Annotated in this window: 29 protein-coding genes and 1 tRNA gene; 15 read left to right on the top strand and 15 right to left on the bottom strand. The window is 74.6% G+C overall.

The features are described 5' to 3' along the window. Nucleotides 1–12: 12 nt before the first annotated feature. The 11 genes from DQ244_RS12070 to DQ244_RS12025 form a co-directional block, all read right to left on the bottom strand. Complete coding sequence (locus DQ244_RS12070; RefSeq protein ID WP_158544543.1) at nt 13–591, bottom strand: GerMN domain-containing protein; 579 nt, start codon at nt 589–591, stop codon at nt 13–15. 14 nt (nt 592–605) lie between these two features. Continuing rightward, nucleotides 606–2,078: a sensor histidine kinase KdpD gene (locus tag DQ244_RS12065; RefSeq protein WP_113811731.1), complete on the bottom strand. Its 1,473-nt coding sequence runs from the start codon at nt 2,076–2,078 to the stop codon at nt 606–608. After that, entirely contained in the window at nt 2,075–2,752 is a 678-nt protein-coding gene (locus tag DQ244_RS12060; RefSeq protein WP_113811730.1) for a response regulator transcription factor, read from the bottom strand. Before DQ244_RS12060 ends, DQ244_RS12065 begins: the two co-directional genes overlap by 4 nt. 200 nt (nt 2,753–2,952) lie before the next feature. Further along, nucleotides 2,953–3,831 (bottom strand): metallophosphoesterase, encoded by an 879-nt coding sequence (locus tag DQ244_RS12055; protein WP_113811729.1) that lies wholly within the window; start codon nt 3,829–3,831, stop codon nt 2,953–2,955. Then, nucleotides 3,828–5,330, bottom strand: a complete 1,503-nt coding sequence (locus DQ244_RS12050) for a phosphatase PAP2 family protein (protein ID WP_113811728.1) — start codon at nt 5,328–5,330, stop codon at nt 3,828–3,830. The genes DQ244_RS12055 and DQ244_RS12050 overlap by 4 nt, the downstream gene beginning before the upstream one ends. 31 nt (nt 5,331–5,361) lie before the next feature. Continuing rightward, on the bottom strand, nt 5,362–5,874 hold the full coding sequence (locus DQ244_RS12045; RefSeq protein ID WP_113811727.1) for a hypothetical protein: 513 nt from the start codon (nt 5,872–5,874) through the stop codon (nt 5,362–5,364). A 214-nt stretch (nt 5,875–6,088) separates the two neighbouring features. After that, nucleotides 6,089–8,386, bottom strand: coding sequence for an MMPL family transporter (locus tag DQ244_RS12040; protein WP_233491348.1), 2,298 nt, complete (start codon nt 8,384–8,386; stop codon nt 6,089–6,091). Next, nucleotides 8,370–8,801: a hypothetical protein gene (locus DQ244_RS19920; protein ID WP_233491347.1), complete on the bottom strand. Its 432-nt coding sequence runs from the start codon at nt 8,799–8,801 to the stop codon at nt 8,370–8,372. The genes DQ244_RS12040 and DQ244_RS19920 overlap by 17 nt, the downstream gene beginning before the upstream one ends. Further along, on the bottom strand, nt 8,798–9,106 hold the full coding sequence (locus DQ244_RS12035; protein WP_113811725.1) for a hypothetical protein: 309 nt from the start codon (nt 9,104–9,106) through the stop codon (nt 8,798–8,800). Before DQ244_RS12035 ends, DQ244_RS19920 begins: the two co-directional genes overlap by 4 nt. A gap of 128 nt (nt 9,107–9,234) precedes the next feature. Further along, nucleotides 9,235–10,596, bottom strand: coding sequence for a DUF2254 domain-containing protein (locus DQ244_RS12030; RefSeq protein WP_158544541.1), 1,362 nt, complete (start codon nt 10,594–10,596; stop codon nt 9,235–9,237). Between the two features lie 177 nt (nt 10,597–10,773). Beyond that, nucleotides 10,774–10,858: transfer RNA gene (locus DQ244_RS12025), tRNA-Leu, on the bottom strand. Nucleotides 10,859–10,945: 87 nt separating this feature from the next. Between DQ244_RS12025 and DQ244_RS12020 the strand changes: the two genes are divergently transcribed. The 3 genes from DQ244_RS12020 (at nt 10,946) to DQ244_RS12010 (ending at nt 13,448) form a co-directional block, all read left to right on the top strand. After that, the gene (locus DQ244_RS12020) at nt 10,946–12,274 is read left to right on the top strand and encodes a M20/M25/M40 family metallo-hydrolase (protein ID WP_113811723.1); all 1,329 of its coding nucleotides are present in this window, start codon (nt 10,946–10,948) and stop codon (nt 12,272–12,274) included. Nucleotides 12,275–12,281: 7 nt separating this feature from the next. Then, a complete protein-coding gene (locus tag DQ244_RS12015; RefSeq protein WP_113811722.1) occupies nt 12,282–13,085 on the top strand; it encodes an SDR family oxidoreductase in 804 nt (267 codons plus the stop codon). 105 nt (nt 13,086–13,190) lie between these two features. Next, complete coding sequence (locus tag DQ244_RS12010) at nt 13,191–13,448, top strand: hypothetical protein (protein ID WP_113811721.1); 258 nt, start codon at nt 13,191–13,193, stop codon at nt 13,446–13,448. Nucleotides 13,449–13,452: 4 nt separating this feature from the next. Here DQ244_RS12010 and DQ244_RS12005 read toward each other — a convergent pair whose 3' ends face one another. After that, nucleotides 13,453–14,025, bottom strand: a complete 573-nt coding sequence (locus DQ244_RS12005; RefSeq protein WP_113811720.1) for a class I SAM-dependent methyltransferase — start codon at nt 14,023–14,025, stop codon at nt 13,453–13,455. A 131-nt stretch (nt 14,026–14,156) separates the two neighbouring features. Here DQ244_RS12005 and DQ244_RS12000 point away from each other — a divergent pair, with 131 nt between their 5' ends. Next, on the top strand, nt 14,157–15,113 hold the full coding sequence (locus DQ244_RS12000; protein ID WP_113811719.1) for an NADPH:quinone oxidoreductase family protein: 957 nt from the start codon (nt 14,157–14,159) through the stop codon (nt 15,111–15,113). 40 nt (nt 15,114–15,153) lie between these two features. Continuing rightward, nucleotides 15,154–15,999, top strand: coding sequence for a pentapeptide repeat-containing protein (locus DQ244_RS11995; protein WP_113811718.1), 846 nt, complete (start codon nt 15,154–15,156; stop codon nt 15,997–15,999). Here the strand turns inward: DQ244_RS11995 and DQ244_RS11990 are convergent. After that, nucleotides 15,992–16,195 (bottom strand): DUF5703 family protein, encoded by a 204-nt coding sequence (locus DQ244_RS11990; RefSeq protein WP_113811717.1) that lies wholly within the window; start codon nt 16,193–16,195, stop codon nt 15,992–15,994. The genes DQ244_RS11995 and DQ244_RS11990 overlap by 8 nt on opposite strands. Before the next feature lie 133 nt (nt 16,196–16,328). Here DQ244_RS11990 and DQ244_RS11985 point away from each other — a divergent pair, with 133 nt between their 5' ends. The 4 genes from DQ244_RS11985 to DQ244_RS11970 all read left to right on the top strand — a co-directional run bounded on the left by DQ244_RS11985 (nt 16,329) and on the right by DQ244_RS11970 (nt 18,485). Continuing rightward, complete coding sequence (locus DQ244_RS11985; protein ID WP_113811716.1) at nt 16,329–16,601, top strand: hypothetical protein; 273 nt, start codon at nt 16,329–16,331, stop codon at nt 16,599–16,601. Nucleotides 16,602–16,668: 67 nt separating this feature from the next. Continuing rightward, on the top strand, nt 16,669–16,977 hold the full coding sequence (locus tag DQ244_RS11980; protein ID WP_113811715.1) for a hypothetical protein: 309 nt from the start codon (nt 16,669–16,671) through the stop codon (nt 16,975–16,977). A gap of 60 nt (nt 16,978–17,037) precedes the next feature. Beyond that, complete coding sequence (locus DQ244_RS11975; protein WP_113811714.1) at nt 17,038–17,826, top strand: DUF2470 domain-containing protein; 789 nt, start codon at nt 17,038–17,040, stop codon at nt 17,824–17,826. A 215-nt stretch (nt 17,827–18,041) separates the two neighbouring features. Continuing rightward, entirely contained in the window at nt 18,042–18,485 is a 444-nt protein-coding gene (locus DQ244_RS11970; RefSeq protein ID WP_147251514.1) for a hypothetical protein, read from the top strand. Between the two features lie 86 nt (nt 18,486–18,571). Here the strand turns inward: DQ244_RS11970 and DQ244_RS11965 are convergent, their stop codons facing one another. Continuing rightward, the gene (locus tag DQ244_RS11965) at nt 18,572–20,524 is read right to left on the bottom strand and encodes an AAA family ATPase (protein WP_113811712.1); all 1,953 of its coding nucleotides are present in this window, start codon (nt 20,522–20,524) and stop codon (nt 18,572–18,574) included. After that, nucleotides 20,521–21,501 carry an aldo/keto reductase gene (locus DQ244_RS11960; protein ID WP_113811711.1) on the bottom strand — a complete coding sequence of 327 codons (981 nt, stop codon included), beginning with the start codon at nt 21,499–21,501 and terminating at the stop codon, nt 20,521–20,523. The genes DQ244_RS11965 and DQ244_RS11960 overlap by 4 nt, the downstream gene beginning before the upstream one ends. A 161-nt stretch (nt 21,502–21,662) precedes the next feature. On the opposite strand from DQ244_RS11960, the gene DQ244_RS11955 reads away from it, so the two are divergent. The 6 genes from DQ244_RS11955 to DQ244_RS11930 all read left to right on the top strand — a co-directional run bounded on the left by DQ244_RS11955 (nt 21,663) and on the right by DQ244_RS11930 (nt 26,025). Further along, nucleotides 21,663–22,505, top strand: coding sequence for an undecaprenyl-diphosphate phosphatase (locus DQ244_RS11955; protein ID WP_113811710.1), 843 nt, complete (start codon nt 21,663–21,665; stop codon nt 22,503–22,505). A gap of 42 nt (nt 22,506–22,547) precedes the next feature. Further along, nucleotides 22,548–23,402 carry an alpha/beta fold hydrolase gene (locus DQ244_RS11950; protein ID WP_113811709.1) on the top strand — a complete coding sequence of 285 codons (855 nt, stop codon included), beginning with the start codon at nt 22,548–22,550 and terminating at the stop codon, nt 23,400–23,402. A 40-nt stretch (nt 23,403–23,442) separates the two neighbouring features. After that, nucleotides 23,443–24,141 carry a histidine phosphatase family protein gene (locus tag DQ244_RS11945; RefSeq protein WP_113811708.1) on the top strand — a complete coding sequence of 233 codons (699 nt, stop codon included), beginning with the start codon at nt 23,443–23,445 and terminating at the stop codon, nt 24,139–24,141. 63 nt (nt 24,142–24,204) lie between these two features. Beyond that, nucleotides 24,205–24,756, top strand: a complete 552-nt coding sequence (locus tag DQ244_RS11940) for a DUF3090 family protein (RefSeq protein ID WP_113812016.1) — start codon at nt 24,205–24,207, stop codon at nt 24,754–24,756. A gap of 14 nt (nt 24,757–24,770) precedes the next feature. After that, nucleotides 24,771–25,520 carry an SCO1664 family protein gene (locus tag DQ244_RS11935; protein WP_113811707.1) on the top strand — a complete coding sequence of 250 codons (750 nt, stop codon included), beginning with the start codon at nt 24,771–24,773 and terminating at the stop codon, nt 25,518–25,520. A gap of 112 nt (nt 25,521–25,632) precedes the next feature. Beyond that, nucleotides 25,633–26,025 carry a VOC family protein gene (locus tag DQ244_RS11930; protein WP_113811706.1) on the top strand — a complete coding sequence of 131 codons (393 nt, stop codon included), beginning with the start codon at nt 25,633–25,635 and terminating at the stop codon, nt 26,023–26,025. The last annotated feature ends 40 nt before the right edge of the window (nt 26,026–26,065 follow it).

Genomic DNA, 26,065 nt, shown 5'->3' with positions numbered 1-26,065 from the left:
GTGGCCCCGCGATCAGTCGGTGGGCGGGCTGGGCGAGGGGGTGGGCTCCGCCGCCGGGGCGACCGATCTGTAGTCGTCGCGGTCCACCGGCTGGGCGGTCAGCCCGTCGTCGGTGGGCACCTCGACCGGCTGGTCCTCCACGGTGAACCGCACCGAGCGGACCCTCGGCATCTCGGTGAGCGTCCAGACCACCTGGGCCACGGCCAGGAGCTGGTTGCCGCCGGTGAGCCCGGTGAACCCGCGGGTCAGCGACACCGTCGCGGTGCCGTCCGGGAGCACCTCGTCGACGCCGACCACCTCAGGGGCCAGCGCGGTGCGGATCCCGTCCGCCGCCTCCGTCCGGGTCGGCCCCTCGACGAGGAGGTCGAGGGCGTCGACCGGGTCGGGCGCCGTGGTGCGCCGCGCCACCGGGGCCAGGTCGGCCCCGCGCACGAAGAAGACCTGCACGCGCGGCCCCGACGGCGGACCGCCGTTGCCGGTCTCCACCGCCGGCGCGGCCGCCGTGGACACCGGTTCGGGGGCGTCCTGGGGGGCGACACCGCAGCCGGTGACCAGGCCGGCGGCCACCAGCGGGACGAGCGTCCGCGCCACGCGCGGGGGCAGCATCACGGTCCCGGCCGCAGCGGCAGCTCGACGCAGAAACGGGAACCGCCCGAGGGGCTCGGCCCCACGGTCACGCTGCCCCCCATGGCCTGGACGTGACGGGCCACCAGGGCCAGGCCGAGCCCGGAGCCCTCGGTGCGGGTGCGGATGCTGCCGCTGCCGCGGGCGAACCGGTCGAAGATCCGCTGGCGCTCCTCCTCGGGAACCCCGGGGCCGGCGTCGTCCACCAGGACGCAGGCGGTCTCGTCGCCGCGGGCCACGGTGACGCCGGTCAGCCCGCCGCCGTGCTTGTCCGCGTTGTCCATGAGGTTGCCCAGCACCCGCTCGAGCCGGCGCTTGTCGGCGTGGATGACCACCTCGGAGGCGTCGGTCTCCACGTGCGGAGCGGCGGTCTCGCGGCCGGCCAGTCGCCGGCGGGTCAGCGATTCCTGCACGAGCGCGGCGAGCCGGACCTCTTCCACGACCAGGTCGGCGTTGCCGGCGTCGGCCCGGGAGATCTCGAGCAGGTCGGCGACCAGGCGCTCGAAGCGGAGCACCTCCGACCGCAGCACGGCCAGCCCTTCGCGCCCCTCCGGCGGCAGGTCGTGGGCCGTGACCTCCACGAGGTCGAGCGCGCCGAGCATCGCCGTCAGCGGGCTGCGCAGCTCGTGGCTGACGTCCGCGGCGAACCTGGCGTCGGCGCGCACGCGGGCCTCCAGGGCCGCGGCGGTGCGGTTGAACGAGGAGGCGATCGGGATCAGGGAGGGGTCCCGGCCCGGATCGATGCGGGTGGACAGGTGACCCTCGGCGATCGACTCCGCGGCAGCGGCGATGCGGTTCAGCGGCCGCAGGGCCGGGCCGGTGACCCACCAGCCCACCGTGAGCAGGAGCGGCACCAGGCCGACGATCGAGATGGTCAGCACGGTGCCGAGCACGCGGTAGGTGTTGTCCAGCTCGTCCAGCGGGAAGACCTCGACGTACGCCTCGTCCAGCCCGTCGAGCGGGATGCCCACGGCCATGACGGTCTCGCCCTGCACCTGGATCCGCTGCCGTGCGGGGGTGCCGCCGAGCACCCGGTCGGCCAGCTCGTCGGGCACGTCGTCGCGGCCGATGCGCAGGGAGGTCGTGACCCACTCGCCGTCGTCGACGTAGAGGGAGACCGACCCGGTCTCCCGGGGCAGCTGGGCGAGGACCTGCGGCACGGTGAGGCCCTCGGTCCCCAGGGCGCGCTGCACCTGCGCCGCGTTGTCCGCCGCCTGGATCGTGGTGACCCGCTCCCGCTGGACGAGCAGGAACTGGGAGACGGCGAACCAGACGGCGACGGCCAGCACGCTGCACAGCACGGTCGTGACCACCGTGAACGCGACCGTGGCGCGCCCGCGCAGGGTCCGGAACGGGCTGGTCCACCGGGTCCGCTCGCCGTCGGCGGCGTCCGGGGTGCCGGCTCCGGTCCCCGACGGGGGCGCGATCTCCGGGCGGGACCGGGTCGTCGTCACGCCGGGATGCGGTAGCCCATGCCGCGCACGGTGGTGACGACGGTCGGCTGGCTGGGGTCCTGCTCGACCTTCTTGCGCAGCCGGCGGACGTGGACGTCGACCAGGCGCGAGTCGCCGAAGTAGTCGTAGCCCCAGACCCGCTCCAGCAGCTCCTCGCGGCTGAGCACCCGTCCGGGCTCCTCGGCCAGCTCGCACAGCAGCCGGAACTCCGTGCGGGTCAGGCTGACCGGCTCGCCGTCCCGGGTGACCGTGCCCTCCCGGGGGGCGATCTCCAGGTCGGCGACGGCGATGCGCACCCGGGGCTCGGGAGCGCGGGTCCGGCGGGCGAGCGCGCGGATCCGGGCGGAGAGCACCTTGGCGACGAAGGGCTTGGAGACGTAGTCGTCGGCACCGGCCTCCAGCCCGGCGACCACGTCGTGGCTGTCGGCCCGGGCGGTCACCATGATGATCGGCACGTTGGAGGAGCGCCGGACCTCCCGGCACACCTCGAAGCCGTCCTTCCCGGGCAGCATGAGGTCCAGCAGGACGACGTCGAAGTCCCGCTCGCCCAACCGCTCCAGCCCTGCTTCACCGCTCTCGGCCTCGACCACGTCCAGCCCTTCGCGCTGCAGGGTCATCTGGAGGATCCGCCGGATGCGCGGGTCGTCTTCGATGATGAGCACGGACCGGGCCACGTCCGGAAGTCTGCCCACCTCACCCCTCCTGCACCACTGCCGGGCGCCTCGCACCGCCGGCAGCGCAGCGTGTCTGCGCCCGGAGACCATGGGCACGGCACCGCTGCGCCAGTCGTCCCCGTCGGCCGATGTCACGAACTCGTCATGTCCGGCGAGCCTGCGGCGGGCTCGTGTGACCGTCCGGTGACGCCCGGCGGGCCTCAGTCGCCGGGACGGAGCTCGAAGAAGGCCACCTGCGGAGGGGCGTTGATCCGGATGGGGGCGAGGCTGAACCCGATCCCGCAGGTCACGAACATCCGGTTGCCCTCGGCGCCGTAGCCGTCCGGCGCCCAGCCCTCGGCCACGATCTTCTCCTCGTTGGTCAGGGCCAGGTAGCCCCAGTCGGGCGTGCCCGGCAGGGCCACCTGCCCGCAGTGGGTGTGCCCGGCGAGGGCCAGCGGAGCGGTGCCGGCCGGGAACTCCGGGAAGACCGTCGGGTTGTGCATCAGGACCACGCGCGGTGCGTCGTCCGGGACGTCGGCCAGAGCTGCGTCGACGTCGGCTTTCCCGGGCAGGTCGGGGCCCACCCCGACGACGTGCAGGGCGTCGTCCCCGGATCCCGCGCCGGGCAGGGGGACCGCCTCGTTGAGCAGCACCGGGATCCCGGCGTCCTCGAGCGCCGCCGTCACCTCGTCGGCCCCGCCGACGGCGTGGTCGTGGTTGCCGAGCACGGCGTAGGTCGGGATCCCCGAGTCGACCAGCGGGTCCAGCAGCCCCAGGAGGGTGTCCACCTGGGACCCGATCGAGGGATCGGAGCTGTAGAGGAAGTCCCCGCCGAGCAGCGCGACGTCCGGCTCGGCCGCCACGACCGTCTCGATCGCCCGCTCGACCATGCCGGTGTTCGCGAACCACATGCCCAGCTGCAGATCGGAGACGACGGCGACCTCGGTGCCGGCCAGCTCCTCGCCGATGCCCGGCAGGGGGACCTCTTCGTGCACCTCGTCGAGGACGAGCCGCGGTTCGATCAGGACGCCGTACGCGAGGAGCAGCGCGAGTCCCACGCCCAGCGCGGCGGCGATGCGCTTCAGCCAGCGGCTCATGGGTTCCTCCGGATCTCGTCGGTCGTGGGATCGAGCGGGGCGGTGTGCGGCGAGGGACCCGCCCGCGTGGGCCGGTCCGGCCGCGGACGGAGGAGCAGCAGGGTGCAGGCCAGGACCCAGAGGCCTCCGGTCAGCAGACCGGCGAGCACGTCGGTGGGGTGGTGGGCGGCCGCGTGGACCCGGCTGACCGCCACCGCAGGGGCGAGCAGGAGGGGCACGGCCAGCACGGACCACCGGCGGCGGGCACGACCGTGGACGACGACGACCGCCGCCAGCGCGCCGTAGACGGCGGCCGCCGCGGCCACGTGGCCCGAGGGCCAGCTCGCGGCCTGGGGCAGATCGCCGGTGAGGTCGGGGACCGACGGGCGGGGGCGGTCCACCACCCGGGAGACCACCAGGTACAGCAGGAGCTCGCCGACGAGGGTGACGACGACGAAGACCACCGGCCGCCACCGGGCGGTGACGGCCAGGGACAGCGTGGCCAGCGCCAGGCCCACGCTGATCACGGCCGGGGTGCCGCCCAGGGTCGCGACGGTGTCCATCACGGAGTTCAGCGGCTCTCCGCGGTGCCCGGCGAACCAGGCGACGACCGAGCGGTCGAACCGCTGCAGCCAGCCGTCGGGGGGCGCGGCGGTGACGAGCGCACCGAGCCCGATCAGGGCGGCCGCCAGGACGAGGGCCACCCCTGCCAGGGGGAGCGCGGCCGCGCGGAGCCGGTGGTCCTCCGGACCGGTGCCGGGCGCGAGGCGGGGAGCCTCGTCCGGCCCGACGTCGAGGGGGTCGGTCGCCTGACCCGGGCGCCGGCCGGTCTCGTGCTGCCAGCCCCGGAAGGCCGCGGTGGTGACCGCCAGCCAGGCGGCCCCCAGGGCCCAGCCGGCGAGGACGTCGGAGACGAAGTGCACGCCCAGCGCGAGCCGGGTGAAGCCGACGGCGACGACGAGCAGCACCGTGCCCGCGACCAGCCAGGGCCGCAGGCCTCGGCGCACCCCGGGCAGCGCGACGAGCAGCAGCACCCCCCAGGTCACCAGCGCGGTCATGGCGTGCCCGCTCGGGAAGCTCGCGTTCGACGGGGTCTCGACCAGCGGGGACTCCACGACCGGCCGCGCCCGGTCGACGATCGCCTTGGTGACCGGTCCCAGGACGGCCAGCCCCAGGCCCGACACCGCCACGAACGCGGCCAGGCGCCGGCGCCGGCGGATCAGCAGGAACGCCGTGGCCAGGGACAGGACGAGGACCGCGGTCCCCGTCCCGCCCAGGTCGGTGACGGCCGAGAGCACCGTGACGAGCAGCGGCGAACCGCTGACCTCGTCGTTGAGCCGGGCGGCCACCTCGCCGTCCAGGCCCTCCAGCGGCGCCCACCTGCGCTGCACCAGCAGCCACAGCAGCAGGAAGGGCACGACCCCCGCGACGACCGCCACCCACCCGAGGAGGGCGAGGGTCCCGAAACGGCCGATGCCGCGGGTGTCCGCGGGAGCCGTGCGGGAGGGGGCGGCGGTCATCGAGGGTCCTCTCGGTCCGGGCAGGGGACTGTCAGTCGACGTTCTCGAGCACCTCGACGTCGTCGGCGACGACGTAGGGCTCGTCCTCCCACTCGGTGAACAGGGCGTCGTCGAGATCGACCCCGAGCTCGTCCTCCACGTCGGTGAGCACGAAGGCCTCCTCGACCGTGCCGGTCACCTTCACCGTGGTCTCCGATGCCAGCTCCGCGTCCCCGGTGGCGCCCACGACGAGCAGCGCCTCGACGGTGGTGTCGTCGGTCCCCGCGATGGTGAACGCCTCGGGGGTGATGACCTCGTTGACGTCGGCGGACAGGGTGACCTCCTCCCCGGTGTAGTCGTCGACGTCCTCGTAGAACTCGGTGTCGTAGGGGCCGTCGAACGGCTCGTCGGCCGCCGCCTCCTCCTCGACGACGTCCTCCACGTCGGCCCCGCTCTCGCTTCCCGCGGTGCCGCTGCAGGCGCTGAGGCCCAGGACCGAGGCTGCGGCGGCCATCGCCATGGCGGCCCGCGCCGTGGTCGTCCTCGTGCTCAGGGTGGTGCGCATGGTGGTTCCTCCTCCGGCCGGATCCGCTCCGGCGATCGACGGTGACGGTTCTGCCGTGCCCGCGGTCGCCGGGGCGATCCCCGTCGGCGGGGGTTCGTCACGGAGCTGACAAGGAGGCCGGTGCACCTCCCGCCGGAGATGACGGCGAGGTGACACGACCGGCCCCCAGGCGCGCCCGGAGGTCGCGCCGGAAGGGCGCGGGACCGGGAGCGCGTCAGGGTCGTCCGGCTCCCGCCGGGACAGCGCGGTCCCGGGCGGGGGCGTCCTCGACCGGCGCGACGGGCCCGGGCTCCGGTCCGGTCCGGATGCGACGGCTGGGCCAGCCGGCCACCGGCCCGAGCAGCGTGAGCAGCGCCGGTGTGAGGACGGGCCGGATGAGGAAGGTGTCGAGCAGCAGCCCCACGGCCATCACGAACGCGATCTGCCGGAAGCTGTCCAGCGGGATGATCGCCACCATGGCGAAGGTGGCCGCGAGGATGATCCCGGCGACGCTGATCGCCCGGCCGGTGCTGGGCAGGGCCAGCGCGATGGCCCGCCGCAGCGGGTGCACGGCGGCTCGCTCCCAGATCGAGCCGACGGCGAACACGTTGTAGTCCGAGCCCAGCGCCAGCAGGAGCACCGCCGTGGTGAACGGGACGAAGAAGATCAGGCCCGGGTCAGAGCCCAGGTCCTGGAAGACGACGACCGCCAGCCCGACGGCGGCCGCCACCCCGAGCGCGCTGCAGGCGAGCAGCACGAGGGGTGCCACCACGGCACGCAGGTAGGCCATGAGGATGACCAGCTCCACCACGAGCGCCGCCACGAGCGTGATCCAGAGGTTGTGGCGGGTCAGGTCCACCAGCTCCGCCGCGATCGCCGTCTGGCCGGTGACCGCGACCGTGGCGTTCGTGACGCCGGCGTCGCGGGCCAGCCCCTCCATGTCCGCCTCCAGCTCGGCGAGGTCGGCGATCGCGGTCGCACCCAGGGGGTCGCTGTCGAGGATCACGATCATGCGGGCGGCGTCGCGGTCCTCGGAGTAGACGACGCCGTACTCCTCGGCCAGGGGCTGCTGCGCCGGGCCGAGCACCATGGCCACCCCCGGCCGGTCCTCGATCGCGGCCTGCAGCTCGATCAGGGCGTCGCGCTGCGCCGCGACGCCCTCGCCCTCGACGAGGACCTCGGTCGGGGCCGCCACACCCCGGATCCCGGCGTTCCCGAGGACCTCGGCGGCCTGCTGGACGGGGTCGCCCTCGGGCAGGCCCGCGGCGAACGAGACGTCCAGCCGCAGGTTCGCCAGCGGCAGGGCGGCCAGCGCCAGGACCGCGACCCCCGCGACGGTGGCGAGCGCGGCGCTACGGCGGTGGGTGACGACGTGCACCAGCCGGCCGGTGACCCCGGTCGCCTCCTCCTCGGGACCGTCGGGCCGGGGCCGGACCCGTCGGGGGAGGAACGCCACCCGGCCCAGCACGGCCAGGACCGCGGGCACCAGGGTCAGCGACACCAGGAGGCCGATGACCACGGTCAGCGCCAGCGCCGGCCCGAAGGCGCGGAAGAGCTGGAACTGCGCGGCCAGCAGGGCCGCCGTCCCCCCGGCGACGGTGATCCCGGCGACGGCCACGATCGGGCCCTCGCTGAGCAGGGTCCGCCGGGCCGCCTCGTGGCGGTGGGCGCCCCTCTCGAGATGGGAGCGGAAGCCGGAGAGGAACAGCACGCAGTAGTCGGTCACCACACCGATCAGCAGCGCTGCGGTGAGCGGGCGCAGCTGGTCGGGCAGGGCGAACCCGAGCAGGCCGGCGGCGAGCTCCAGCAGCCGGAGGGACACCAGGTAACCGATCCCGCAGGTGAACAGCACCAGCAGCGGCGCGACGACGGAGCGGAACGTGACGGCCACGACCAGCGCGATCAGCACGAGGGTGCCGACCTCGAACGCGTGCAGCCGTGACTGGAGGTGCTCCACCTGGGCGAGCTGCGCGGGGACGACGCCACCGACGTACGTCTGCACCGAGGGGTCGTGCGCGAAGTGGTCGGCGTACTCCTCGGCCAGCTCGACGCGGTCGGCCAGCGCGAGACCCTCGGTGGTGTACAGGTAGGTGACGGCGGTGTCGGGCGTCGACGTCGGCACGGGGACGGCCGCCTCCACGCGAGGGTCACCGGCTCCGTCCGGGTCCTCGAGCGCGGCCTGGGTGGTGGCCAGCGCCCACAGCACGACGTCGGCGCGGGTGAGCGGGCTCAGCCCGTCCGGGTCGTGGACGACGACAGCGGTCTCGGAGAGGGAGGGCACCCGGAACTCGTCCAGGGAGCGTTCGAGGACCGCGACCGCGTCGCTGCCGGACGGCAGCAGGCTGCCGATGTCGCTGGACCCCCGGCCACCACCCCCCGAGGGGGCCACCGTCGCGACGACCGCGGCGCCCACCCAGGCGGCGATCACCAGCCAGCGGCCGGAGACCACAGCGGCGCGGACCAGCCGCCCGGGGAGGCGCACCGCGGCGCGCAGCCGGCCGCGGACCGGCCGCGCCTCAGTCTCCCGGGGCACCGGCGTCGGCCGGGCGCCGGACGTCGAGCCGGCAGGCAGCGGCCTCCTCGTCCAGCCGGACCTGGAGGGGGACCAGCTCGTGCACGATCCGGTCCAGCCTTCCGGCGTCCAGGTCGACGAGCGCTCCGCCGAGCTCGTCGAGCACCGTGGAGGCCTCCTCGGCGGCCGCGACCGCGCGCAGGCAGGCGTCGGTGAACCGGGCCTCGGCGTCGCTGGGGACATCCGCGGGGTCGGGGTTCGTGTCCGCGGGTGGTGCGGCCGCGTCGACAGCGATGAGCGCCAGGTCGTCGTCGGGGCCGGAGACGAGCACCCCGCCGCAGACGAGCCCCAGGGCGAACGTGCCCCCGGCCAACCAGCCGGCGTGGCTCCGCCGCATGCCGGCCGACGGCGGGGGCGCGGGGGACGAGGGGGTCATCGGGGACCCCGCTCCGGACCGGAGGGAGCGCAGCCGGCGTCCGGCGCCGACGGCGGAGCCCGGTGGATCTCGAATCCGGGAGCGAGCGGCAGGTCGGCGTCGACCACCAGGCGCAGCGTGGTCGGGAAGACCGTGCCCGGGTCCGCCGGCAGCAGCCGGCGCAGCCCGGGGCGGATGTGGACGGCGACGGGCGCAGCCGCCTCGGACCGGAACGCCTGGGTCAGGATGTCGTCGCGCAGCTTCGGCTGCGGTCCGGCTGTGCGCTGTTCTCCGGTGTCCGACGGTGCGGCAGGGATGGTCGTCATGGTCGCTCCTCTGGCTGCCGGCCACGGCCGGACCGCGGTCCCTGGGGTCTGCATGCCCGGGGGAGCGCTCGAGGTGCGGGGTGGGACCCGTTTGTCGCAGATCTGTCATGCGACGTCCCCGCCGGAGGTCAGCCTTCAGGGGCCCACCGGCCGGCCAGGGCCTCGTCGAACCGACGGCGCCACAGCGCCGTCTCGCCCGGGTCGAGGGCCGTCGTCCCCTCCGCCAGGCCGACGACGCGGTCGAGGTAGCGGCGGAGCTCGTCGTCGAGCGGTCCCCTCGGCGACCGCCAGGCGACCTCCCGCAGCAGCCCGGCGACGCGGCGCAGCACGGCCGGCTGCCCGGAGGCGAAGTGCAGCGGTTCCTCGAGGCCGAGCCGCAGCAGGTCGTGCATGTCCCACTGCGGCACGACCAGCCGGAGAACGCCCTCGTCGTCGCGGACCGTCGTCGGCCGCAGCGGGTGCGCGACCAGCTCGCCGAGGAGCGCCGACACGTGCGACAGCGCGTGCACGGCGGTCGTCGGGTCGTTCGTGCCCGGCGAGAGCGCTCGGACGGCGATGTCCACGACCTTGCGGAGGCTGTAGGCGACGTCGTGCTGCGGCGTGCGCTCGAAGTCCAGCCGCAGGCCGCGGTGGAGTGCCCGTTCCACGGCGTCGACGGCGGGGAACCCGCCCGGCCGGCTCGGCCCGATGTGCGCGACCGGGGTGCCCGCGACCACCGAGTCGCCGATCCGCGGCTCCAGCAGGACGACCGCGTCGGCCTCCGCGGCTGCCGCCGCGATCTGCTGCCGGTCCACCGCGGTGAGGAAACCGCTCCGTCGCGCGCAGACCGTCGTGGGGACGGCGGACGCGGGGATGACCGGCTCCGGTCCGTCGGCGCGGGGGTCGTCGGCCAGCACGCGGGCGTAGGTGCCGCGAGCCTCGTCGGAGACGTCCCGGAGCATCGTCTCCACCCGCAGCGACCGCGCCAGGTGGCCGAGGAACAGCACCAGGCCCACGACGCTGGCCAGCGTGAGCACGAACCCGACGGTGACCGAGATCCGCGGCACGAAGCCGGTGCCTGCCGCGTCCTCGGCCCGGACGGTCCGCAGCACGGTGAGGGCGTAGACGAAGGTGCCGACCAGCAGGCCCAGGGTGGCCTGGACGACCCGGTCGGTGACGAAGGTCTGGAGCAACCGGGGGGAGTGCTGGCTGCTGCTCAGCTGCAGGGCCACCACCGTGAAGGAGAAGGTCAGGCCGGTGACCGAGATGAGCGACCCGGCGATGGCGGCCAGCAGGTCCCGGGCGGCCGACGGCCCGCCGCCGAACACCAGGAACAGCGGGTGCCGGCCACCGGGCTGCTGCAGGAGCTGGTCGGCCGCGGGCAGACCGATGCCCAGGCCGATCGCGACCACGATGGCCAGCACCGGCACCGGCCACAGGGAGCTGCCGAGCGCTGCCCAGGCACGCGCTCCGGCACGTCGGAGGGCGCTGGGGCGGTGCTCGGAGGTCACGGGTGCCACCCCGGCAGCATCCGTCGGGAGCGCTCCGTCAGCGACCGCGGACCGTCACGAGATCGTCATCCGACGCGCGCGTGAGCTGCGGCGGAGCGGGAAGGCGCGACCACGCACGTGGCCCCCTGGACGAGGAGAAGGCCCCGACGGTGGGTCACCGCGGGGCCTTCCAGAGTGTGTCCGAGGGGGGACTTGAACCCCCACGCCCGATAAAGGGCACTAGCACCTCAAGCTAGCGCGTCTGCCATTCCGCCACCCGGACGAGGTGAGACGCCCCGGAGGGCGTCGGGGAGAAGCATAACGGAGCCGTCCCCGGCGTTCACGCACCCCCGGTGGCACGATCACCGGCATGTCCGAGCCGACCGTCCAGCCCCTCGTCCGCGCGCAGGCCGAGGTCGCCGAACTGCTCTCCGAGCTGATCCGCATCGACAGCACCAACACCGGCGACACCGCCACGAGCGCGGGGGAGCGGAAGGCCGCGGAGTGGGTCGCGGCCAAGCTCGACGAGGTCGGCATCGAGTCGCAGATCTTCGAGTCGGAGCGGGGGAGGGCCAGCCTCGTCGCCCGCATCCCCGGCGCCGACCGCAGCCGCCCCGCGCTGCTGGTGCACGGGCACCTCGACGTCGTCCCCGCCGACCCGGCCGAGTGGAGCGTGCACCCGTTCGCGGGGGAGGAGCGCGACGGCTACATCTGGGGCCGCGGCGCAGTGGACATGAAGGACATGGACTGCATGGTGCTGGCACTGGTGCGCGACTGGGCCCGCACCGGCGTGCAGCCCCCGCGCGACATCGTGCTGGCCTTCCTCGCCGACGAGGAGGCCGGCGGCCGGCTGGGCGCCACCTTCATGGTCGAGCAGCACCCCGACCTCTTCGAGGGCTGCACGGAGGCGATCAGCGAGGTCGGCGGCTTCAGCATCACCGTCCGCGACGACCTGCGCCTCTACCTCGTGCAGACCGCCGAGAAGGGCATGGGCTGGATGCGCCTCACCGTGGGCGGCAAGCCCGGCCACGGCTCCTTCGTGCACGACGACAACGCCGTCACCCGGTTGTCCGAGGCCGTCGCGCGCCTCGGCAACCACCGCTTCCCGCTCACCCTCACCCCGCCCATGCGCGAGTTCATCACCGCGGTCGAGGACGCCTACGGCATCGAGATCGACCCCGCCGAGCCCGAGGTCGCCCTCGCCCGCCTGGGCAGCCTCAGCCGCATGATCGGCGCGGCGCTGCGGAACACCGCCAACCCCACGATGCTGCAGGCCGGCTACAAGGCCAACGTCGTCCCCGGCACCGCCAGCGCCACCGTCGACGGCCGCTTCCTCTACGGCGAGGAGGAGGAGTTCGAGCGCCAGCTCGACGCCCTGCTCGGCGAGGGCGTGCAGCGCGAGTGGCTGGTGCACAACCAGGCGGTGCAGACGACGTTCGACGGCCCGCTGGTCGACCAGATGGTCGCCGCGCTCAAGGCCGAGGACGACGGCGCGCGGCCGGTGCCCTTCACGATGAGCGGCGGCACCGACGCCAAGAGCTTCGAGCGCCTGGGCATGCGCTGCTTCGGGTTCTCCCCGCTGCGGCTGCCTCCGGAGCTGGACTTCGCCGCGCTGTTCCACGGCATCGACGAGCGGGTTCCGGTGGAGTCGCTGCAGTTCGGCATCCGGGTGCTCGACCGCTTCCTGCGCTCGGCATGATGGCGGGGTGACCCAGAACACTCCCGGCCCCGGATCCGTCGCGCTGATCACCGGAGGGACCGGCGGCTTCGGCCGCGCCCTCGCCACGAAGCTCCGCGAGCGCGAGGTGACCGTCGTCCTCGCCGACCTCGACAGCGAGCGCAACCGCCAGGTGGCCGAGGACCTGGGCTGCGAGTTCGCCGTCCTCGACGTCACCGACCGGGCGGCGAACGAGGCGCTGGTCGCCCGCATCGAGGGCGACCACGGCCGGCTCGACGCCGCCTACCTCAACGCCGGCATCTCCGCGGCCAAGAGCGACGACGTCCTCGACCTCGACGAGTTCATGCGCGTGGTCGACATCGACCTGTTCGGTGTCGTCTACGGCGCGGCGGCCGCTCGTCCGGCCATCAAGCGCGCCGGAGGCGGCGCCATCGTGGTGACGGCGTCGCTCGCCGGTCTCTCCCCGATGGCCACCGACCCCGGCTACAGCGTGGCCAAGGGCGGTGCGATCGCCTTCGTCCGGTCCATGGCGCCGCGGCTGGCCGCCGAGGGGACGACGATCACCGCGATCTGCCCCGGATTCGCCGACACCGCGATCATCGACCGCATCCGCGACCAGTTCGCCGCCGCGAACTTCCCGGTGCTCACCGCGGAGGAGGTCGCCGACGCGATGATCATGGCCTGGGAGGCCGGTGAGCCCGGTGCCGCCTACGTGATCCAGCCCGGCGTCGGCACCGTGCCCTACAAGTTCAAGGGCGTGCCCGCCGCGCGCACCGAGGCGGGCGAGACCGCCGTCGTCCCCGAGGCCCTGCGCCCGCCCACGATGCGGTGAACCCGGCGTGCGCGAGCGCGCCGGGTCCGCCAGGATCGCCGCTGGTGGGAGGGGGAGCGCTGCACTCACCGGACAGGTCATGACCGGATCTGGGAGGGGCCCCCTGTGCGCACCATGCGGTACAAGCCGAGCAAGCCGGCCGCCGTCCTCGGCATCGTCGTCGGCATCGGGATGCTGGGTTTCGGCATCACCGGCTTCTGGGACTCCGAGGGCGGCGGAAAGGCGTTCCTCGTCTTCTGGTGCTTCGTCGTCGTGGCGATCACCGCGCTGAACACGTGGGCCGCTTTCTCGAAGAAGGGTTCCCTGGCGACCTTCATGCCCGGGGAGTTCGTGTCCGACGACGACTCGCGACCGACGCGCTGACGGGTCAGTCGGCGACGGGCCCCCGGCAGGAGAACAGCCACGCCGGGGGCACGTTCCACGGCGTGATCCGGTAGGTCACGGTCGCGAAGCGCCGGCGGAAGTCGGCGAGCATCAGCGGCGAGTACTGGATGACGACGACGCTGCCGTCCGCGGCGAGGGCGCCGGGCAGCACGTCGAGGATCCGCTGACGCAGCCGCTGCTCCAGCGAGGTGTACGGCAGGGCCGAGACGATGACGTCGGCCTTCGCCTCGCCGAGGTGGGCGTCGAGGTTCTCCGCCGAGTCGCACACCACCTGCACGCGCGGGTCGTCGAACCGCTCGTCGAGCAGCTTGGCCAGGCGCGGGTCGATCTCGAACGTCACCAGGCGGGCGCCGGGCTTCATCCGGGCCAGGACTTCCTGGGTCTGCGCGCCGGTGCCGGCGCCCAGCTCGACGACCAGGTTCGCGCCGGGCACGTCGGCGAGGTCGAGCATGTCCCGCACCGCCGTCCGGGACGTCGGGAGCACGGCGCCGACCTGGCGCGGGTTGGCGACGAACGCCCCGAGGAACTTCAGGCGGTCGGTGAGCTGCTGGAGCATCGGGTCCCCTCCCGGGTCACCGCGGGGCGGGCGACCGAACGTGCTGCACCTTGGCACGCCGGAGCCGCCGTGGCGAGGGCAGACCCCGGACCCGGTGACGACGGTCACGCGGCATCTGGCAGGGTCGGGGCATGCGCGCATGGCGGGTCCACGAGCTCGGCGACCCCTCTCAGGTCATGTCCTTCGACGAGGTCGACCAGCCCACCCCCGGGGAGGGGCAGGTGCTGGTCAAGGTGCGGGCGGCCGCGCTGAACTTCCCCGACGTGCTCATGGCCATGGGCATGTACCAGGAGAAGCCGCCGCTGCCCTACACGCCCGGCGTCGAGCTGTGCGGCGAGATCGTGGAGACCGGCCAGCGGGTCATCGGCTCGCCGGCCGGCGGCCCGGGCGCCTTCGCCGAGTACGCCCTCATGGACGCCGCGGCCGCCTTCCCGGTGCCGGACTCCATGTCCGACGAGAAGGCCGCCTCGCTCTACCTGACCTACCAGACCGGCTACGTCGGCCTGCACCGCCGCGCGCACCTGCAGGCGGGCGAGACCCTGCTGGTGCACGCCGGCGCCGGAGGCGTGGGCACGGCGGCGATCCAGCTGGGCAAGGCCGCCGGCGCCACCGTCATCGCCACCGCCGGCGGGGCCCGGAAGACCGCGGTCTGCACGGACCTCGGCGCCGACCACGTCATCGACTACACGAGCGAGGACTTCGTCTCGATCGTCAAGGACGTCACCGGAGGCCGCGGCGCCGACGTGATCTACGACCCGGTCGGCGGCGACGTGTTCGACAAGTCCCGCAAGTGCGTCGCCTTCGAGGGCCGCATCGTCGTCGTCGGCTTCACCAGCGGCCGCATCCCCGAGGCGCCGGCGAACCACCTGCTGGTCAAGAACTACAGCGTCGTCGGGCTGCACTGGGGCCTGTACCGCAAGTACGACCCCTCGGTCTTCACCGAGACCCACGAGCGGCTCGTCGAGCTGGTCGAGCAGGGGAAGGTCGACCCGCTGGTCGGCGAGGTCCTGCCGCTGGACCAGGCCCCGCAGGCGCTGCTCAAGCTGGCCAGCCGCGACACCGTGGGCAAGGTCGTGCTCCTTCCCTGAGCCGGCCGGCGGGGACGCAGCACCTAGCCTGGTCCCCGCCATGCCGTCCGATCCGCTGCCCCTCGTCGACGACCGCGCTCACCTGCGGGCGGACTGCTCGCGCTGCGCCGGGCTCTGCTGCGTCGCCCCGGCCTTCGCCGCCTCGGCGGACTTCGCGATCGACAAGCCGGCCGGGGTCGCCTGCCCGAACCTGGCCGACGACTTCCGCTGCGGCATCCACGCCGAGCTCCGCGAGCGCGGCTTCCCGGGGTGCACGGTCTTCGACTGCTTCGGCGCCGGCCAGCAGATCACCCAGGCCACCTTCGGCGGGCGGAGCTGGCGGGAGTCCCCGGAGCTGGTCCGCGACCAGTTCGCCGTCCTGCCGGTGATGCGGCAGCTGCACGAGACGCTCTGGTACCTCTCCGAGGTGCTCGCCCTCCCGGCGGCGGCGCCGCTGCACGGGGAGGCCGCGGGCCGCCGGCGGGAGATCGAGGAGCTGACCCGCCGCGACGCCGCCGAGCTCGCCGCCCTCGACGTCGGAGCGCACCGGGCACCCGTGGGGGAGCTGCTGGGCCGGGTGAGCGAGCTGGTGCGCGGGCGCGGTGCGCGCGACCGCCGCGGCGCCGACCTGATGGGCCGCGACCTCCGGCGGACCGACCTGCGCAACGCCGGCCTGCGCGGCGCCTACCTGATCGGCGCCTACCTGATCGGCGCGGACCTGCGGGGCGTCGACCTGGGGCGCGCCGACCTGCTGGGAGCCGACCTGCGGGCCGCCGACGTCCGCGGCGCGGACCTGAGCCGGTGCCTGTTCCTCACCCAGCCGCAGGTCACCGCGGCTCGCGGGGACGATGCGACCGCGCTCCCGGCGGCGGTGCAGCGGCCCCCGGGGTGGGCAGGGCTCAGATGACCGGCTTGGGCAGGTAGGACAGGCGGGCACGTCGGCGCATGATCACCTTGCGCGTGCCGTCGGCGTGCAGCTGCAGGCGGGCCAGCTCCCAGCCGCCGATGTCGGACTGCAGGCTCAGCATCGTCGCGGCCGCGGACCGGGACGTGCCCGGCGGGATCCGCAACGGCGCGAACTCGTAGTCCCCGGGCGTGTCCATCGGCTCCGATCGTGCCAGGAGTTCGGCGGCCCGTCACGGCATCGTCGTCTCCTTCACACCGCCTCGCCCTGCCGGGCGGCGGGCGGACCGGCACGATGGGGGAGACCTGACCTGCACCTCGAGGGAGGACGACGTGACCGAGCCCGGATTCTCGAGCGACGTGCCCGACGCCGACCGTGCGGAGCAGCAGGCGCTGCTCGACCCGCCGGCGGTCGACCGGGCCGCCGACGCGACGGGGCCCACCGGCGAGGTGAGCGAGGCCGACGCGCTGGAGCAGCAGCTGTCCGCCCGCCCGGGTGAGGCCGGTGCGCCCCGCGGGCCGGTGGGCGACCGGGAGGCCAGCGACGCCGACGTCCTGGAGCAGGAGGCCGACGTGCCCGTCGACGAGGACGACGACCGCTCCTGATTCGCTCGGGTGGGTGAATCCACCGCTCCGGGCTGCCGTCGTCGTCACTCTGCGTCATGGTGGACGGGTGGAGCGCGGGACGACGACGACCCAGGGCACCCGGGGCGAAGCCGCCGGGTCCGAGGTCGACGCCGCCGTCGCCCGGTGGGCGGCGGCCGCAGGCGTCCCGGAGTCCGTCGCCCGGGACTACGAGTCGCAGACGTCGTTCGGCCGGCGTGTCCTGCACGGCTTCCTGCTCGGCCTGCTCGTCGGGCTGCCCCTGCTCGCCCTCACGTGGGCGGTCGACGTGGGCGGAGCGTTGCCCTTCGTCCTCGTCTGCGGGGTCCTGGTGCTCCTGGTCCGGATCGCCCAGCAACGGAGCAGTTCTCGCCGCTGACCCTCTGGCTCCTCGACCTCCCTATGGTTAGGCTTCCCTAACTGGAGTCGAGGAGGGGTCATGCAGAGCCGATCGAGCCAGCCCGCGCACGGGCGTCGTCCCGAGGACCGCCTGCGCCCCGGTGCCGCCGAGCGCGCCCGCACCGTCGCCACCCGCGCGGCCGCCACCGTCTGCGCCCGCGGGGTCGAGGGCAGCCGCCTCCTCGCCCACACCGTCACCGCCGCCGGGCAGGTGCTGCTCGTCGTCCCGCGCGACGGCGAGCTCGCCACCGCCGTCCGGGAGGCGCCCGACCAGGACCTCTCCGCCCTCGTCCTGATCAGCGACCACGCCCCGGTGCCGGTGCGCCGGCCGGTGCGCGCGCAGCTCTGGCTCTCCGGCTGGGTGACCCCGGTACGCCCGGGGGCCGAGCGGTCCGCCGTCCTGGCCTTCGCCGAGACCCGCCCCGAGGGCGCGCTGCTCGACGTCGGCGGCACCGCCTCCCTGCTGCGGCTCGACCTCGCCGAGGTCGTGCTGGGGGAGGGCGGTGTCAGCGTCGACGTCGGCCCGGCCGACTTCCTCGCCGCCCGGCCCGACCCGCTCGCCGGCATCGAGGCCGACCACCTGCGGCACCTCGCCCGCGACCACGCCGACGTCCTCGACCTCCTGGCCGGGCGGCTGCCCGCAGGTCTGGTCGGCGCGACCGACGTCGTCCGGCCGCTGGGTCTGGACCGGTTCGGCTTCCGGCTGCGGGTGGAGCGGCCGCTCGGCCACACCGACGTCCGGGTGCCCTTCGCCCGGCCGCTCACCTGCGCCGCCCAGCTCGGCGCCGCCGTCGGCCAGGTGCTCTGCGCGGGACGCGCCTCCGGCTAGGTCTTCCGGGCCGATGCGCTCGAGCAGCGACTGGCCGCCCGGCCCGGTGGGGTCGGACGCCCCCGCAGGCCCATCGACACCGTCGAGGCGAACGAGGCCGACGTCCTCGAGCAGCAGGCCGACGTTCCGGTGAAGGACGACGACTCGAGCTCTGATGGCGCACCGATCGGGTGATCGGACGCGGGTGACCTGCGAGGACGTGCCAGAGTGCGGTGGTGGTGACCGCCGTTGTCAGCCTGGTGCTGATCGCCGTCGGTGTCGTCCTGGTGGGCGTCCTGCTCACCCGCCCGCGGTTCTACTCCAGGATGACCCCGTGGTCCGGGGACCCGTGGGCCAACTGGATGCGCCGGCACCGCCTCTCGGTCGCGGAGGCCGGGGAGCTCGAGCACGGCGTGGCCCGCGGCCGCGAGTTCTTCGACCCCCGGCTGAGGGCCGCGGCGGTCGACTGGGCCGGCCTGCAACTGAAGGCGTACGAGCCTGGGCGAGGCGGGCGCATCGCCATCGGCGTGTACGTGATCCTCGTTGTCGGGGTGACGTGCGCTCGGGTGGTCGCCGGAGACCGCGTCTCCTGGAGCGGTCCCGTCATCCTCGTGGTGTTCGGCGTCCTGGCGGTCCGTCAGCGGAGACAGCTGCGGCGCGCGATCGAGGCCAACCGATGATGAGGACGCCGCACGTCGATGTGTAGCCGTGTCGACGCGCTGCGAGCCCCCGCACGTCGACATGCGGCGATGTCGACAGCGCCGGCTCAGCCCAGTGACTCCCGGAGCAGCTCGGCCAGCCGGGTCCGGCGCGGCCGGGCCGCGACGTCGCGGACCGCCCGGGCCAGCGCGGCACCGCTGGCCGGCACGATCGACAGGTGCTTCTGCGCCCGCGTGAGGGCCGTGTAGACCAGCGGGCGCGACAGCATGCCGCCGGCCTCCGGGGGCAGCACGACGACGACGCCGGGCCACTCGGAGCCCTGCGCGCGGTGCACCGTGATGGCCCAGCCGTGCCGGAGGTCGAACAGCGCCTGCCCGGTGCAGGTGACCGGGCCCGAGCTGAAGTCGACGGTCAGCGACCCCTCGCCGGTGCCGGTCACGACGCCCACCTCGCCGTTGGCGAAGCCGACCGGGTCGAGGTCTAGGTGGTTGGCGGTGGCGACGACGCGGTCGCCCGGGTCGAAGCCGAACACCACGCCCTCGCCGGGGTTGAGCTTCTCCTTGAGCGCCTTGTTCAGCTCGATCGTGCCCGCCGGGCCGCGGTGCACCGGGGTGACGACCTGCACCGAACCCGGGTCGATGCCCAGCGCCCGCGGGATCGAGTCGGTGACCAGCTGCACCACCCGCCGGGCGGCCTCGGCGCTCCCGGCCGCCGGCACGACCACGACTTCGCGGTCGGGGGAGTCCACCGGGGGCAGCTCGCCCTGGCGCACCGCCGAGGCCAGGCGGGCGATCGCGCCGCCCTCCGCCTGCCGGTAGAGGGTCGTCAGCTCCGTGACCGGCACGGCCCCTGAGTCGATCAGGTCGCCGAGCACGTGCCCGGGCCCGATCGAGGGCAGCTGGGCGGGGTCGCCGACGAGCAGCAGGTGGGTGCCGTCGGGGCAGGCCTCCAGCAGCGCCGCGGTCAGCTCGACGTCGAGCATCGAGGCCTCGTCGACGACGATCACGTCGGCGTCCAGCGGCCACTCCTCGTTGCGGGAGAACCCGCCCGAGGCGCCCTGCGCGCCGAGCAGCCGGTGCACCGTCGTCGCCGGGTGGTCGGTGAGCTCCTCGAGGCGCTTGGCCGCCCGCCCGGTGGGCGCGGCCAGCGCGATGTCGGTGCCCTTGGCCCGCAGCAGCTTCACGATCGAGGCGACCGTGCGGCTCTTGCCGGTGCCCGGCCCGCCGGTGAGCAGGCTGACGCCGGCCGACAGGACCTGGGCGACCGCCTGCTTCTGCGCCTCGTCCAGGCCCTTGGCCACCGACCGCACCGAGGCGGGGTCGGCGATCCGCTCGGCGGCGGCGGCCAGGCGCGCCACGTTCTCGGCCACGGCCTCCTCGGCCATGCCGAAGCGGGCCAGCGACAGCGTGCGCAGCGCCGGATCGGGCTCGGGCTGCTCGTCCGCGTCCCCGTCGAACTCCGGCTCCGGCGGCTCGTGCTCCAGCACCTCGCCGCCGTCGACCGCGGCCACGATGGCGGCCACCGGGTCGCTGATGCCCTCGGCCTGCAGCGCGGAGACCACGAGGTCCGCGGGCAGCACGGTGTGGCCGTCGCGGGTCGCCGTCCGCAGGGTGAGGACGACGATCGCCCGCCCGCGCCGGGTGTCCTGCCGGTCGGCGCCCTTGAGGACGGCGATCGCCAGCCGGTCGGCGTCGCCCAGGGTCACGCCGGGGAGCGAGAGCAGGGCCCACGGGTCGTCGCGCAGCCGGCGGGCGGCGTCCGGCCCGAGACCGTCGGCGACGCCCGCGGCGAGCTTCGCCGGCAGCCCGGCAGCGACCAGGAGCCCGACCACCTCGTAGGTGGGAGCGGCGGCCAGGAAGCTGGAGAACAGCCGCTCGGCGCGCTGCCGGCCGACCCGCGGCAGCTTGGTCAGCCGGTCGGCGGTGACGTCGTCGGGACCGGTGATGCCGGCGCCCGGGAGCTCCGCCGCCGCGCGCTTGCCCAGACCCGGCCAGAGGCCGGCCGCGCAGAACGCGGCGAAGACCTGGTCGGCGCCGGGGGTGGAGGGGGCGGCGGTCACCGGTCCGACCGGCGCTCGGGGTAGCTGAACGGCGGGGCCGACACGTCCTCCAGGGCGGTGCGGATGGCGGCGGGCAGCCGCACGCCGTCGGCATCGAGCGACGCCTGCAGCTGCGCCGCGGTGCGCGCCCCGACCACCGGGGCGACGACGCCGGGCCGGTCGCGCACCCAGGCCAGGGCCACGGCCAGCGGGGTGGTGCCCAGCCCCTGCGCGGCGGTGATCACCGCCTCCACGATCCGGTCGGACTTCGCCGAGCGCAGCCCGTCGATGAAGCCCTGCCACTGCTGCGAGGCCCCGCGCGACTCCGACGGCGTGCTGTGCCGGTACTTGCCGGTCAGGATGCCCCGGCCGAGCGGCGACCAGGCGAGCACGCCGAGGCCCAGCGCCTCCGCGGCGGGCACCACCTCGCGCTCCACCCCGCGCTGCAGCAGCGAGTACTCGACCTGCGTGCTCACCACCGGGGTGCGCCCGGGCCAGGCCCTCTGCCAGGTGGCCGCCTGCGCGGTCTGCCAGCCGGTGAAGTTGCTGATCCCGATGTAGCGGGCCCGGCCGGAGGAGACGGCGAGGTCGCAGGCCGCGAGGGTCTCCTCCAGGGGCGTCGTCTCGTCCCAGGCGTGCAGCTGCCACAGGTCGACGTGGTCCACGCCGAGGCGCTCCAGGGAGGCGTCGAGGGCCGAGATCAGGTGCCCGCGGGACGCGCCACGGCCCATCGGCCCCTTGCCGGTGCGGCCCACGGCCTTGGTCGAGATCAGCACGTCCGACCGCGGGACGACGTCGGACAGCAGGTGCCCGAGGGTCCGCTCGCTCTCCCCGTCGCAGTAGACGTCGGCGGTGTCGACCAGCGTGCCGCCGGCGTCGACGAAGGCCGTCAGCTGCATGGCGGCCTCGTCCTCGTCGGTGTCGCCGCCCCACGTCATCGTGCCCAGCGCGAGCCGGGAGACGACCAGTCCGCTGCGACCCAGCGCCCGTTGCTCCACGACCGGCCAACCTACCGTCGCCGGACGACGTCCACCCGCAGGCACCGGACCGCCCGGGGCGCCGCGCCGCGTCCCCGCCGCCCGCCGCCTAGGGTTGCGACCCGTGCCCGAACGATCCCTCCGCCGTCCGGCCGCCCTCGACCTCCCTGGGGAGCGCTGACATGGGCTGGATCGAAGCCGTCGTCCTCGGGATCGTGCAGGGGCTCACCGAGTTCCTGCCGATCTCCTCGAGCGCGCACCTGCGGGTCGTCGGCGAGGGCTTCGGCTGGGGCGACCCGGGCGCGGCGTTCACCGCCATCACGCAGATCGGCACCGAGGCCGCCGTCCTGCTGTACTTCCGCCACGACATCTGGCGGATCATCACCGCCTGGGTCGCCTCGCTGGGCGGCCGGCGGAAGGGCGACCCGGACGCCCGGATGGGCTGGCTGATCATCATCGGCAGCCTGCCGATCGGGATCCTCGGCCTGCTGTTCCAGGACGACATCGAGACGACGTTCCGCGACCTGCGCATCGTCGCGACCGCCCTGATCGTCTTCTCGCTGGTCCTCTACGCCGCCGACCGGATCGGGGCAAAGACCCGGGAGCTCGACCGGCTCACCGTGCCGCACGGCATCGGGTACGGGTTCGCCCAGGCGATGGCGCTCATCCCGGGCGTCTCCCGCTCGGGCGGCACGATCACCGCCGGGCTCTTCCTCGGCTACTCCCGCGCCGCCGCGGCGCGCTACTCGTTCCTGCTCGCCGTCCCCGCCGTGCTGGCGTCGGGCTTCTACCAGGTCTACGAGGAGCTCGGCGGCGACCAGGACGGGGGCACGCCGGTCTCCTGGGGGCCGACGATCCTCGCCACCGTGCTGGCGTTCGGCGTCGGCCTGACCGTCATCGCCTGGCTGCTGCGCTACCTGGACCGCGGCAGCTTCACGCCGTTCGTCGTCTACCGGATCCTGCTGGGCCTGCTGATCCTGGCCCTGGTGTTCTCCGGCGTCCTGGATCCCGCAGCCGGCGCCTGAGCGCGTCCGATCAGTTCCCGGCGCCGCTACGGTCTGACGACCATGCGCACTCTCGAGACGCCCGAGGCCACGCTCGCGTACGACGTCCGGGGGCCGCTGCCGACCGCCGACGGGCGGCCGCCGCTGTTCATGATCGCCGCACCCATGGGCGCCGACGGCTTCGGCACCCTGGCCGGGTTCTTCGCCGACCGCACGGTCATCACCTACGACCCGCGCGGGCTCGGCCGCAGCACCCGGAGCGACGGCCGCAGGGAGCACACGCCGGAGCAGAACGCCGACGACGTGCACCGCATCATCGAGGCCGTCGGCGGCCCGGTGGAGATGTTCGCCAGCAGCGGGGGAGCCGTGACGGCGCTGGCGCTCGTGGCCGCGCACCCGCAGGACGTGACCACGCTCGTGGCCCACGAGCCGCCGCTGCTCACGCTGCTCCCGGACGCCGAGCGCGCCGTGGCGGCCGAGCGCGCCGTCCAGTCCGCCTACCAGGACAAGGGCTGGGGGCACGGCATGGCGGCGTTCATCGCCCTCACGTCGTGGTCGGGCGAGTTCACCGACGACTTCCTCGCCCGCCCGGCCCCCGACCCGGCCGCCTTCGGCCTGCCCGGGGACGACGACGGGAACCGGGAGGACCCGCTGCTCTCCGGCGTCTCCGACCCGGTCACCGCCTACCGGCCCGACGCCGCCGCGCTCGCCGCCGCCCCCACGCGGGTGGTGATCGCCGTCGGCGAGGAGTCCCAGGACCTGCTCACCGGGCGGACGTCGGCCGCGGTCGCCCGCGAGCTGGGGCAGGAGCCGGTGGTCTTCCCGGGCGGGCACGGTGGCTTCCTCGGCGGCGAGTACGGCCAGGCAGGGAAGCCCGAGGCCTTCGCCGCGCGGCTGCGCGAGGTCCTCGCAGGCTGAGCGGCCGGGGCGCGCAGATCCGATCACTACGCTCTCGGGCGTGACCACCGTCATCCTCCTGCGGCACGGCCGCACGACCGCGAACGCCGGCGGGGTGCTCGCCGGGTGGATGCCGGGCGTGCAGCTCGACGAGACCGGCCAGGCGCAGGTGCAGGCGGTGGGGGAGCGGCTGGCGAAGGTGCCGCTGGCCGCCGTCGTCAGCAGCCCGCTGGAGCGCTGCCGGCAGACCGCCGGGGCCACGCTCGCCGGCCGAGAGCTGGAGCTGCAGACCGACGACCGGCTCGGGGAGGCCCGCTACGGCGACTGGACCGGGCGCACCATCAAGGAGCTGGTCAAGGAGCCGCTGTGGAAGGTCGTGCAGCAGCACCCCTCCGCCGCGGTCTTCCCCGGGTCCGAGGGCGAGGGCCTGGCCCAGACCCAGGCGCGGGCGGTGGCCGCCGTGCGCGAGTGGAACGCCCGCCTCGGGCCCGACGCCGTGTGGCTGGCCTGCAGCCACGGCGACGTCATCAAGGCGGTGCTGGCCGACGCGCTCGGCCTGCACCTGGACCAGTTCCAGCGCATCGTCGTCGACCCCGCCTCGATCTCGGTGGTGACCTACACCGACACCCGGCCGTTCGTCGCCCGGATGAACGACACCGGCGGCGACGTGTCGGCGCTGATCCCGCCGCCCCGCAAGGGCCGCCGCCGCAAGGCCTCCTCCGACGCCGTCGTGGGCGGCGGCGCCGGGGCACCCGCCTGACGTCGCCTTTCGAACCGCGTCGCGGACAGCGGGTCGTCACCGCCCCCGCGTAACGTGGGGCGCGTGCCACGCCAGGTCCATCTCTTCGATCGCCCCACCCGGTTCGTCGCGGGGACGGTGGGCCAGCCAGGGGACCGGACGTTCTACCTGCAGGCCAGCGACGACAGCGGCCGAACGGTCAGCGTCGCGCTGGAGAAGACGCAGGTGCAGGTCCTCGCCGACCGGATGAACGAGCTCCTCGACGAGGTCAGCAGCCGGGCGAACACGGTCATCCCGCCCGAGGCCGACGTCGACGACCTGGAGCCGCTCACCGCGCCGGTGGAGGAGGAGTTCCGGGTCGCGGCCATGGGGCTGGCCTGGGACGCCGCCGACGAGGCCGTCGTCGTCGAGGCCGTCGCCGCGGGCGAGGAGCCGATCGAGGAGGACGCGATCCTCTCCGACAGCGAGGAGGGCCCTGACGCGCTGCGCGTGACCATCACCCCGATGGCCGCCCGGGCCTTCATCGCCCGCGCCCTGCGCGTGGTCGCCGCCGGCCGCCCCGCCTGCCCGCTGTGCTCCCTCCCGCTGGACCCGGTCGGTCACGTGTGCCCCCGGCAGAACGGCTACCGCCGCTGAACGGCGGCGCCTCGATGAGCGAGCAACCGGCGGAGCCCGACCTGCGCCCACCGGCGGACGACGCCGAGGCCCTGGAGCTGCTGCGGTCCGGGGAGATCGACCTCGAGGGGCGGATGCTCGACGCCTCCAACGTGACGCTCGTCGGGACGATCCGCTCCGGCGAGCTCGCCGCCGAGTGCGTCTACAAGCCGGTGGCGGGGGAGCGGCCGCTCTGGGACTTCCCCGACGGCACCCTCGCCGGTCGCGAGATCTCCGCCTACCTGGTCTCCGAGGCCACCGGCTGGCGGGTCGTGCCCCCGACGGTGCTGCGCGAGGGCCAGTTCGGCCCGGGCATGGTGCAGCTGTGGATGGACGGCGACGACGACGTCGACCTCGCCGAGTTCGTCCGCCGCGACGACCCCGCGCTGCGCCGGATGGCGGTGTTCGACGCGGTCGTGAACAACGCCGACCGCAAGGGCGGCCACATCATCCCGATGCCCGACGGCCACGTGCACGGCGTCGACCACGGCATCTGCTTCTCGGCGGACCCGAAGCTGCGCACCCTGCTGTGGCGCTGGGCCGGCCGGCCGATCCCGCTGGCCGCGCTCGAGGTGCTGGAGAAGCTGGCCGACGACCTGCGCGGGGACCTGGGCGAGCAGCTGCACGAGCACCTGACCCGCACCGAGGTGCGCTGCACCCAGCGGCGGGTGGCCGATCTCCTGCGCACGAAGCTGCACCCCGAGGCCAGTGGCGAGTGGCCCGCCCTGCCCTGGCCGCCCTTCTAGAGGCCTCGCGAGATCTGCACACTCGGGGCTTTCATCGGCTCCAAAGCCCCGAGTGTGCAGATCTCGCGCCCCGTCGGCCGAAATCGTCCCTCCTTGGCCCTACCGTGCCGCCATGCCACATCGCAGCCGCCTGTCGATCTTGCTGCTCGACCTCCCACCGGAGCGCCACGCCTCCGGCCGGGACTTCTGGGCCGGCGCGACCGGCCGCGCCGCCACACCGGACCCTGACGACGAGAAGTGGGCGTCGCTGGGCTCGTTCGCCGACGGGTTCCACCTCGAGGTGCAGCGGACCGGGGAGGGGACGCCGCCGCGCTGGCACGTGGACATCGAGAGCGACGACGTCGAGGCCGAGGTGGCCCGGCTCGAGGCGCTGGGCGCCACCCGGCACCGGTACGTGGAGGACGGGCAGTTCTGGCAGCTGCTCGACCCGGCCGGTCTCGTCTTCTGCGTGGTCGGCATCCAGACCGGTGACGAGTTCGACCGCCACTCGGTGACGTGGCCATGAGCCCGAAGAAGCGATCGCGACGTGCGTCGGTCCGAGGCTC

This window comes from Blastococcus sp. TBT05-19 (assembly GCF_003319095.1).
Lineage (GTDB): Bacteria > Actinomycetota > Actinomycetes > Mycobacteriales > Geodermatophilaceae > Blastococcus.
Note: the sequence above shows the minus strand (reverse complement) of the source record. Positions and strands in the feature narration are given on the sequence as shown.